The 11,852-nt window shown below is 39.8% G+C and carries 2 protein-coding genes and 4 rRNA genes; 3 read left to right on the top strand and 3 right to left on the bottom strand.

The features are described 5' to 3' along the window. Positions 1-5: 5 nt before the first annotated feature. Positions 6-197, bottom strand: a complete 192-nt coding sequence (locus EXC48_RS04810) for a hypothetical protein (RefSeq protein ID WP_223216286.1) — start codon at positions 195-197, stop codon at positions 6-8. A gap of 463 nt (positions 198-660) precedes the next feature. Between EXC48_RS04810 and EXC48_RS00190 the strand changes: the two genes are divergently transcribed. Further along, positions 661-2,170 (top strand): 16S ribosomal RNA (locus EXC48_RS00190). Positions 2,171-2,438: 268 nt separating this feature from the next. Next, positions 2,439-5,326: ribosomal RNA gene (locus tag EXC48_RS00185) — 23S ribosomal RNA — on the top strand. A 643-nt stretch (positions 5,327-5,969) separates the two neighbouring features. On the opposite strand, the gene EXC48_RS00180 is transcribed toward EXC48_RS00185, so the two are convergent. Both EXC48_RS00180 and EXC48_RS00175 read right to left on the bottom strand, forming a co-directional pair. Continuing rightward, positions 5,970-8,851: ribosomal RNA gene (locus EXC48_RS00180) — 23S ribosomal RNA — on the bottom strand. Positions 8,852-9,116: 265 nt separating this feature from the next. Further along, a 16S ribosomal RNA gene (locus EXC48_RS00175) occupies positions 9,117-10,617 on the bottom strand. Between the two features lie 209 nt (positions 10,618-10,826). Between EXC48_RS00175 and EXC48_RS04805 the strand changes: the two genes are divergently transcribed. Then, complete coding sequence (locus tag EXC48_RS04805; protein WP_223216285.1) at positions 10,827-11,072, top strand: hypothetical protein; 246 nt, start codon at positions 10,827-10,829, stop codon at positions 11,070-11,072. Positions 11,073-11,852: the final 780 nt, after the last annotated feature.

Raw genomic sequence — 11,852 nt, 5'->3', positions numbered from 1 at the left:
AAGCCTTATCAAAAAAAGGATTCATCTTTATAATCACCTAGTTCATGAATACCAGAGTTTTTTAAAATAGATAGATCATTAACTTTTCTATTATTTTTTAGAAAATGCTCAAATTCACTAACATTTAAGTCTTTATGAAAACTTATTAATTTATTAGATCTATAAAAATGCACTTCTTTTTTTGAAAGCATAGACATTCTGATTAGGTTGTAAAAAGTTTGTACTCCATATGATGAAAAATATAAATTAATATCAGATTCATCTTGAATATCTAAAAATATTAGTTTTGTTTAAATTTTTGTATTCTGTCAATACATTCTCATGGCTTTCATTAATTTGGTTTATTGTTTTTTTATAGTGAATGTAATAATAAATTGAACTAGTTAGCAAACTAGATATAATGCTAGCTAACATAAAATAACCCACTATTTTTTAAAATTTGCCTTTCATATATATAATATTTTAAACTAATTTAACTAATAAAAATTTTTTTAAATTTTTGTTTTTATTACATTTAGAATTTAGTAAATAATTTTTGTAAAAAAAATAAAATTATTTCTTTGATATTTTTTATATGTGTTATAATAATCTTGCGCTTTTAAGATATAAAGCAAATGAAGTTCTTTGAAAACTAGATACACACAAAACATGACAGTCAATTTTTTCGAGAGTTTGATCCTGGCTCAGGATGAACGCTGGCTGTGTGCCTAATACATGCATGTCGAGCGGAGTTCTTTTAGGACTTAGCGGCGAATGGGTGAGTAACCACGTACTTAACATGCCTCTTAGATTGGGACAACGATGAGAAATTATCGCTAATACCGGATACTTATATAGTTTGCATAAACTATATATAAAAGGAGCTTTACAGCTTCACTAAGAGATTGGGGTGCGGAACATTAGCTAGTTGGTAGGGTAAAGGCCTACCAAGGCGATGATGTTTAGCGGGGTTGAGAGACTGAACCGCCACACTGGGACTGAGATACGGCCCAGACTCCTACGGGAGGCAGCAGTAGGGAATTTTCCACAAATGGGCGAAAGTCTGATGGAGCGACACAGCGTGCAGGATGAAGGCCTTCGGGTTGTAAACTGCTGTTATAAGGGAAGAAAAAACAATAGAGGAAATGCTATTGTCTTGACGGTACCTTGTCAGAAAGCAACGGCTAACTATGTGCCAGCAGCCGCGGTAATACATAGGTTGCAAGCGTTATCCGGAATTATTGGGCGTAAAGCGTCTGTAGGTTGTATGTTAAGTCTGGCGTGAAAACTTGGGGCTCAACCCAAATTGCGTTGGATACTGGCATACTAGAATTGTGTAGAGGTTAGCGGAATTCCTAGTGAAGCGGTGAAATGCGTAGATATTAGGAAGAACATCAACATGGCGAAGGCAGCTAACTGGGCACATATTGACACTGAGAGACGAAAGCGTGGGGAGCAAACAGGATTAGATACCCTGGTAGTCCACGCTGTAAACGATGATGATTAGCTGATAGTAGAACTATCGGCGCAGCTAACGCATTAAATCATCCGCCTGAGTAGTATGCTCGCAAGAGTGAAACTTAAAGGAATTGACGGGGATCCGCACAAGCGGTGGAGCATGTGGTTTAATTTGAAGATACGCGTAGAACCTTACCCACTCTTGACATCTTCTGCAAAGCTATAGAGATATAGTGGAGGCTAACAGAATGACAGATGGTGCATGGTTGTCGTCAGCTCGTGTCGTGAGATGTTCGGTTAAGTCCTGCAACGAGCGCAACCCTTGTCCTTAGTTAAATTTTTAAGGAGACTGCCCGAGTAATTGGGAGGAAGGTGGGGACGACGTCAAATCATCATGCCTCTTACGAGTGGGGCAACACACGTGCTACAATGGACGGTACAAAGAGAAGCAAAATGGTGACATCAAGCAAATCTCAAAAAACCGTTCTCAGTTCGGATTGTAGTCTGCAACTCGACTACATGAAGTCGGAATCGCTAGTAATCGTAGATCAGCTACGCTACGGTGAATACGTTCTCGGGTCTTGTACACACCGCCCGTCACACCATGGGAGCTGGTAATGCCCGAAGTCGGTTTTGTTAACTACGGAGACAACTGCCTAAGGCAGGACCGGTGACTGGGGTGAAGTCGTAACAAGGTATCCCTACGAGAACGTGGGGATGGATTACCTCCTTTCTACGGAGTACAAGTTACAATTCATTTTAGTAACATAAAACTGTTTTATATTATCAATATTATAATGTTGTGTTTATGTATCTAGTTTGAGAGAACTTTTTTTCTCTCATGTTCTTTGAAAACTGAATAGTAAAGATAAATTAATATAACAACGACATCAAAAAAATAAATTAGTCAATTTGTTTTGTGATACCGAGTTAATTATTTTGAAAAAAATAATTTATTAAAATGTCTTTGAATACATCAAAACAATAGGAAAATATTGTACTTTTAAATAAGTAAGAGTTTGTGGTGGATGCCTTGGGTCTGAAAGTCGATGAAGGACGTGATTACCTGCGATAAGCCTCGTGGAGCTGGATATAAGCTGCGATACGGGGATTTCCGAATGGGGGAACCTAGTTAGAGCATAAATCTAACTGCATTAAGATGAATAAATAGTCTTAATAGCGAGACACGTTGTGAACTGAAACATCTTAGTAGCAACAGGAAAAGAAAATAAATAATGATTCCATTAGTAGCGGCGAGCGAAATTGGAAGAGCCCAAACCAACTATATGTTGGGGTTGTAGGACTATCTACATAAAGTTACAAATTTTTGATATAGCAGAAAAAGTTGGGAAGCTTTAGCATAGAAGGTGATACTCCTGTATGCGAAATATCAAAAACTTTTGATAGTATCCTGAGTAGGGCGGGGCACGTGAAACCCTGTCTGAATCTGCCAGGACCATCTGGTAAGGCTAAATACTAATCAGACACCGATAGTGAACTAGTACCGTGAGGGAAAGGTGAAAAGAACCCCGGGAGGGGAGTGAAATAGAATCTGAAACCACTTACTTACAATTAGTCAGAGGCCGTTAATGGCTGATGGCGTACATCTTGCAGTATGGACCGGCGAGTTATGTTAACATGCGAGGTTAAGTAGAAAAAAGCGGAGCCGTAGAGAAATCGAGTCTTAATAGGGCGCTTAGTATGTTGATATATACCCGAAACCATGTGATCTATTCATGAGCAGGCTGAAGCTTGGATAACACCAAGTGGAGGGCCGAACCGTAGTACGCTGAAAAGTGCCCGGATGACTTGTGAATAGTGGAGAAATTCCAATCGAACTTGGAGATAGCTGGTTCTCCTCGAAATAGCTTTAGGGCTAGCGTGTGATGTTAAACTTTGGTGGTAGAGCACTGAATATGGAATGGCCGCGCCTAGCGGTACTGACTATAATCAAACTCCGAATACCATTGTGTATTATCATGCAGTCGGAACCGGGGTGCTAACGTCCCGGCTCGCGAGGGCAACAACCCAGATCGTCGGCTAAGGTCCCAAAATTATGTTAAGTCAGAAAGGTTGTGAGATTTCTTAAACAACTAGGAGGTTGGCTTAGAAGCAGCCACCCTTTAAAGAGTGCGTAATAGCTCACTAGTCAAGAGATCTTGCGCCAATAATGTAACGGGAGTAAAACATAATACCGAAGCCACGGGTACGCAAGTACGTTAGAGGAGCGTTCTTAATGCGGCGAAGCAAGACCGTGAGGACTTGTGGAGCGTTAAGAAGTGAGAATGCCGGTATGAGTAACGATTCGTGGTGAGAATCCACGACGCCTATTGGGAAAGGTTTCCTGGGGAAGGTTCGTCCACCCAGGGTTAGTCAGGGCCTAAGGAGAGGCTGAAAAGCGTATCCGATGGATAACAGGTTAATATTCCTGTACTACCTTATTATAGTGATGGAGTGACGGAGAAGGATAACACTACCTATTAATGGATTTAGGGGTAAATAACAACTGGTGAATATAGTTAAATGCGTATTCTATAACCGGGAGTTATGATGCATAGAACTTAGGTTTGAATTGTGTGATTTCATGCTTCCAAGAAAAGCTTCTAAACGTCTAAATTTTAAGGTACCTGTACCGAGAACGGACACACGTTCCCAAGATGAGTATTCTAAGGCGAGCGAGAAAACCAATGTTAAGGAACTCTGCAAATTAACCCCGTAAGTTCGCGAAAAGGGGTGCCAACTTTATGTTGGCCACAGTAAATTGTGAGGGGCAACTGTTTATCAAAAACACAGCTCTCTGCTAAACCGCAAGGTGATGTATAGGGGGTGAAGCCTGCCCAGTGCCCGAAGGTTAAGTGGATGCGTTAGCAATAGCGAAGCGTTGAAATGAAGCCCGGGTGAACGGCGGCCGTAACTATAACGGTCCTAAGGTAGCGAAATTCCTTGTCGGCTAAATACTGACCTGCACGAAAGGCGCAATGATCTCTCAACTGTCTCAACATTGGACTCGGTGAAATTATGGTCCCAGTGAAAACGCTGGGTACCCGCATCAAGACGAAAAGACCCCATGGAGCTTTACTACAACTTCGTATTGGAACTTGGCCTAACATGTGTAGGATAGGTGGGAGACTATGATATCAAGGCGCTAGCCTTGAAGGAGTCAACCTTGAAATACCACCCTTGGTATGTTGAGTTTCTAACCTGCCGCCGTTATCCGGCGGGGAGACAGTGCGTGGTGGGTAGTTTGACTGGGGCGGTCGCCTCCTAAAAGGTAACGGAGGCGTTCAAAGGTACACTCAATACGGTCAGAAACCGTATGTAGAGCGCAAAGGTAGAAGTGTGCTTGACTGCGAGACCTACAAGTCGAGCAGGTGCGAAAGCAGGACTTAGTGATCCGGCTGTACGTCATGGAACGGCAGTCGCTCAACGGATAAAAGTTACCCTGGGGATAACAGGCTTATCTTGCCCAAGAGATCACATCGACGGCAAGGTTTGGCACCTCGATGTCGGCTCATCGCATCCTGGAGCTGGAGTCGGTTCCAAGGGTTTGGCTGTTCGCCAATTAAAGCGGTACGCGAGCTGGGTTCAGAACGTCGTGAGACAGTTCGGTCCCTATCTGATGTGGGCGTTGGAATATTGATGAGAGCTGCTCTTAGTACGAGAGGACCGGAGTGGACGTACCGCTGGTGTTCCAGTTGTTCTGCCAAGAGCATAGCTGGGGTAGCTAAGTACGGAAGGGATAACCGCTGAAAGCATCTAAGTGGGAAGCCTCCTTAAAGATAAGTATTCCCTTGAAATTCCTTGTAGACTACGAGGTTGATAGGATGGAAGTGTAAGTGTAGTAATACATTCAGCTGACCATTACTAATAAATTGATAGGTTTAAAAGAAATGTATTCAAGACATTTTAATAGATTATGAATTACTATTCAGTTTTCAAAGGACATACTCCCTTGTGGAGTTTTTTTTTTTTTTTTTTTTTACATAACCCAAATAAAATAATTTTTATATTTAGTTCTTTCGAAAGATATAAAAATTTAATAGTGGTATGAAATGAATATAAATTTTCATTTTTAATATATTTTCAGTGAAAGCATCTAATATTGAAATGTAAATTCCATTTTCTATAATTTAAAGAAATATTTTTAATGTTTATTCTAACAAAAAATCAAAGAAAAATAATGAACATATTCTAAGTTTATAATATATGAATATATATATCATATTATAAAACTAAATATGTTCATTATTTTTCTTTGATTTTTTTTAGAATAAATTAAAAATATTTCTTTAAATTATAGAAAATGGAATTTACATTTCAATATTAGATGCTTCACTGAAAATATATTAAAAATGAAAATTTATATTCATTTCATACCACTATTAAATTTTTATATCTTTCGAAAGAACTAAATATAAAAATTATTTTATTTGGGTTATGTAAAAAAAAAAAAAAAAAAAACTCCACAAGGGAGTATGTCCTTTGAAAACTGAATAGTAATTCATAATCTATTAAAATGTCTTGAATACATTTCTTTTAAACCTATCAATTTATTAGTAATGGTCAGCTGAATGTATTACTACACTTACACTTCCATCCTATCAACCTCGTAGTCTACAAGGAATTTCAAGGGAATACTTATCTTTAAGGAGGCTTCCCACTTAGATGCTTTCAGCGGTTATCCCTTCCGTACTTAGCTACCCAGCTATGCTCTTGGCAGAACAACTGGAACACCAGCGGTACGTCCACTCCGGTCCTCTCGTACTAAGAGCAGCTCTCATCAATATTCCAACGCCCACATCAGATAGGGACCGAACTGTCTCACGACGTTCTGAACCCAGCTCGCGTACCGCTTTAATTGGCGAACAGCCAAACCCTTGGAACCGACTCCAGCTCCAGGATGCGATGAGCCGACATCGAGGTGCCAAACCTTGCCGTCGATGTGATCTCTTGGGCAAGATAAGCCTGTTATCCCCAGGGTAACTTTTATCCGTTGAGCGACTGCCGTTCCATGACGTACAGCCGGATCACTAAGTCCTGCTTTCGCACCTGCTCGACTTGTAGGTCTCGCAGTCAAGCACACTTCTACCTTTGCGCTCTACATACGGTTTCTGACCGTATTGAGTGTACCTTTGAACGCCTCCGTTACCTTTTAGGAGGCGACCGCCCCAGTCAAACTACCCACCACGCACTGTCTCCCCGCCGGATAACGGCGGCAGGTTAGAAACTCAACATACCAAGGGTGGTATTTCAAGGTTGACTCCTTCAAGGCTAGCGCCTTGATATCATAGTCTCCCACCTATCCTACACATGTTAGGCCAAGTTCCAATACGAAGTTGTAGTAAAGCTCCATGGGGTCTTTTCGTCTTGATGCGGGTACCCAGCGTTTTCACTGGGACCATAATTTCACCGAGTCCAATGTTGAGACAGTTGAGAGATCATTGCGCCTTTCGTGCAGGTCAGTATTTAGCCGACAAGGAATTTCGCTACCTTAGGACCGTTATAGTTACGGCCGCCGTTCACCCGGGCTTCATTTCAACGCTTCGCTATTGCTAACGCATCCACTTAACCTTCGGGCACTGGGCAGGCTTCACCCCCTATACATCACCTTGCGGTTTAGCAGAGAGCTGTGTTTTTGATAAACAGTTGCCCCTCACAATTTACTGTGGCCAACATAAAGTTGGCACCCCTTTTCGCGAACTTACGGGGTTAATTTGCAGAGTTCCTTAACATTGGTTTTCTCGCTCGCCTTAGAATACTCATCTTGGGAACGTGTGTCCGTTCTCGGTACAGGTACCTTAAAATTTAGACGTTTAGAAGCTTTTCTTGGAAGCATGAAATCACACATTCAAACCTAAGTTCTATGCATCATAACTCCCGGTTATAGAATACGCATTTAACTATATTCACCAGTTGTTATTTACCCCTAAATCCATTAATAGGTAGTGTTATCCTTCTCCGTCACTCCATCACTATAATAAGGTAGTACAGGAATATTAACCTGTTATCCATCGGATACGCTTTTCAGCCTCTCCTTAGGCCCTGACTAACCCTGGGTGGACGAACCTTCCCAGGAAACCTTTCCCAATAGGCGTCGTGGATTCTCACCACGAATCGTTACTCATACCGGCATTCTCACTTCTTAACGCTCCACAAGTCCTCACGGTCTTGCTTCGCCGCATTAAGAACGCTCCTCTAACGTACTTGCGTACCCGTGGCTTCGGTATTATGTTTTACTCCCGTTACATTATTGGCGCAAGATCTCTTGACTAGTGAGCTATTACGCACTCTTTAAAGGGTGGCTGCTTCTAAGCCAACCTCCTAGTTGTTTAAGAAATCTCACAACCTTTCTGACTTAACATAATTTTGGGACCTTAGCCGACGATCTGGGTTGTTGCCCTCGCGAGCCGGGACGTTAGCACCCCGGTTCCGACTGCATGATAATACACAATGGTATTCGGAGTTTGATTATAGTCAGTACCGCTAGGCGCGGCCATTCCATATTCAGTGCTCTACCACCAAAGTTTAACATCACACGCTAGCCCTAAAGCTATTTCGAGGAGAACCAGCTATCTCCAAGTTCGATTGGAATTTCTCCACTATTCACAAGTCATCCGGGCACTTTTCAGCGTACTACGGTTCGGCCCTCCACTTGGTGTTATCCAAGCTTCAGCCTGCTCATGAATAGATCACATGGTTTCGGGTATATATCAACATACTAAGCGCCCTATTAAGACTCGATTTCTCTACGGCTCCGCTTTTTCTACTTAACCTCGCATGTTAACATAACTCGCCGGTCCATACTGCAAGATGTACGCCATCAGCCATTAACGGCCTCTGACTAATTGTAAGTAAGTGGTTTCAGATTCTATTTCACTCCCCTCCCGGGGTTCTTTTCACCTTTCCCTCACGGTACTAGTTCACTATCGGTGTCTGATTAGTATTTAGCCTTACCAGATGGTCCTGGCAGATTCAGACAGGGTTTCACGTGCCCCGCCTACTCAGGATACTATCAAAAGTTTTTGATATTTCGCATACAGGAGTATCACCTTCTATGCTAAAGCTTCCCAACTTTTTCTGCTATATCAAAAATTTGTAACTTTATGTAGATAGTCCTACAACCCCAACATATAGTTGGTTTGGGCTCTTCCAATTTCGCTCGCCGCTACTAATGGAATCATTATTTATTTTCTTTTCCTGTTGCTACTAAGATGTTTCAGTTCACAACGTGTCTCGCTATTAAGACTATTTATTCATCTTAATGCAGTTAGATTTATGCTCTAACTAGGTTCCCCATTCGGAAATCCCCGTATCGCAGCTTATATCCAGCTCCACGAGGCTTATCGCAGGTAATCACGTCCTTCATCGACTTTCAGACCCAAGGCATCCACCACAAACTCTTACTTATTTAAAAGTACAATATTTTCCTATTGTTTTGATGTATTCAAAGACATTTTAATAAATTATTTTTTTCAAAATAATTAACTCGGTATCACAAAACAAATTGACTAATTTATTTTTTTGATGTCGTTGTTATATTAATTTATCTTTACTATTCAGTTTCAAAGAACATGAGAGAAAAAAGTTCTCTCAAAACTAGATACATAACACAACTTATAATATTGATAATATAAAACAGTTTTATGTTACTAAAATGAATTGTAACTTGTACTCCGTAGAAAGGAGGTAATCCATCCCCACGTTCTCGTAGGGATACCTTGTTACGACTTCACCCCAGTCACCGGTCCTGCCTTAGGCAGTTGTCTCCGTAGTTAACAAAACCGACTTCGGGCATTACCAGCTCCCATGGTGTGACGGGCGGTGTGTACAAGACCCGAGAACGTATTCACCGTAGCGTAGCTGATCTACGATTACTAGCGATTCCGACTTCATGTAGTCGAGTTGCAGACTACAATCCGAACTGAGAACGGTTTTTTGAGATTTGCTTGATGTCACCATTTTGCTTCTCTTTGTACCGTCCATTGTAGCACGTGTGTTGCCCCACTCGTAAGAGGCATGATGATTGACGTCGTCCCCACCTTCCTCCCAATTACTCGGCAGTCTCCTTAAAAATTTAACTAAGGACAAGGGTTGCGCTCGTTGCAGGACTTAACCGAACATCTCACGACACGAGCTGACGACAACCATGCACCATCTGTCATTCTGTTAGCCTCCACTATATCTCTATAGCTTTGCAGAAGATGTCAAGAGTGGGTAAGGTTCTACGCGTATCTTCAAATTAAACCACATGCTCCACCGCTTGTGCGGATCCCCGTCAATTCCTTTAAGTTTCACTCTTGCGAGCATATACTCAGGCGGATGATTTAATGCGTTAGCTGCGCCGATAGTTCTACTATCAGCTAATCATCATCGTTTACAGCGTGGACTACCAGGGTATCTAATCCTGTTTGCTCCCCACGCTTTCGTCTCTCAGTGTCAATATGTGCCCAGTTAGCTGCCTTCGCCATGTTGATGTTCTTCCTAATATCTACGCATTTCACCGCTTCACTAGGAATTCCGCTAACCTCTACACAATTCTAGTATGCCAGTATCCAACGCAATTTGGGTTGAGCCCCAAGTTTTCACGCCAGACTTAACATACAACCTACAGACGCTTTACGCCCAATAATTCCGGATAACGCTTGCAACCTATGTATTACCGCGGCTGCTGGCACATAGTTAGCCGTTGCTTTCTGACAAGGTACCGTCAAGACAATAGCATTTCCTCTATTGTTTTTTCTTCCTTATAACAGCAGTTTACAACCCGAAGGCCTTCATCCTGCACGCTGTGTCGCTCCATCAGACTTTCGCCCATTGTGGAAAATTCCCTACTGCTGCTCCCGTAGGAGTCTGGGCCGTATCTCAGTCCCAGTGTGGCGGTTCAGTCTCTCAACCCGCTAAACATCATCGCCTTGGTAGGCCTTTACCCTACCAACTAGCTAATGTTCCGCACCCCAATTCTTAGTGAAGCTGTAAAGCTCCTTTTATATATAGTTTATGCAAACTATATAAGTATCCGGTATTAGCGATAATTTCTCATCGTTGTCCCAATCTAAGAGGCATGTTAAGTACGTGTTACTCACCCATTCGCCGCTAAGTCCTAAAAGAACTCCGCTCGACATGCATGTATTAGGCACACAGCCAGCGTTCATCCTGAGCCAGGATCAAACTCTCGAAAAAATTGACTGTCATGTTTTGTGTGTATCTAGTTTTCAAAGAACTTTCATTGCTTTTATATCTTAAAAGCGCAAGATTATTATAACACATATAAAAAATATCAAAGAAATAATTTTATTTTTTTTACAAAAATTATTTACTAAATTTCTAAATGTAATAAAAACAAAAATTAAAAAATTTTATTAGTTAAATTAGTTTAAAATATTATATATATGAAAGGCAAATTTAAAAAAATAGTGGGTTATTTTATGTTAGCTAGCATTATATCTAGTTTGCTAACTAGTTCAATTTATTATTACATTCACTATAAAAAAACAATAAACCAAATTAATGAAAGCCATGAGAATGTATTGACAGAATACAAAAATTTAAACAAAACTAATATTTTAGATATTCAAGATGAATCTGATATTAATTTATATTTTCATCATATGGAGTACAAACTTTTTACAACCTAATCAGAATGTCTATGCTTTCAAAAAAAGAAGTGCATTTTATAGATCTAATAAATTAATAAGTTTTCATAAAGACTTAAATGTTAGTGAATTTGAGCATTTTCTAAAAATAATAGAAAAGTTAATGATCTATCTATTTTAAAAAACTCTGGTATTCATGAACTAGTGATTATAAAGATGAATCCACTTTTTTTGATAAGGCTTTAGAATTTGTAAAAAATAATCCTGATAAAAAAATTGGAATTTGAACAAATTCAGATCATTTTGTTGCTAATGCAAACAAACTTTCAAGACTTTCTAAATTTGATAATGTTCAAATTTTTGGAATTGAAGATTCTAATTTACTAGGGCAATATGTTATTGATAACTATTATAAAGATAATAAATTTATTAGAGAAAATCAAAACCCAAAATCAAAAAAGTGAAAAAACCCTATTATTAATTCAAAAGTAACTAGGTGAAATCAATATTTAATACCTATGTTTTATAAAAAATATAAAAGTCTATTGGTCTGATCCTCAGCAATCAAAGAACTTTGAGATTCTTGGTATAAATAATCATTTTTCTTTTTTTAATGAAGAAGGGTTTCAAAAACTTAAAGATGAAATTTTTCAAAGGAAGGATAAATATAATAAAAGGTATTCTACTTATTGAGCTAAAATAACAGGTTACAATTGAGAAAAAGAACGCGATAAGGTTAATAAAATTCAGAATGAAAATAATAAAGAAAGTTTGATAATTTTAGGAACTAATAGTACTAATGATCAAGATTCTATATCTAAA

The organism is Mycoplasmopsis cynos, assembly GCF_900660545.1.
Classification (GTDB): Bacteria; Bacillota_I; Bacilli_A; order Mycoplasmatales; family Metamycoplasmataceae; genus Mycoplasmopsis; species Mycoplasmopsis cynos.
The sequence above is the reverse complement of the archived record's forward strand: the minus strand, read 5'-3'. Positions and strand labels throughout refer to the sequence as shown.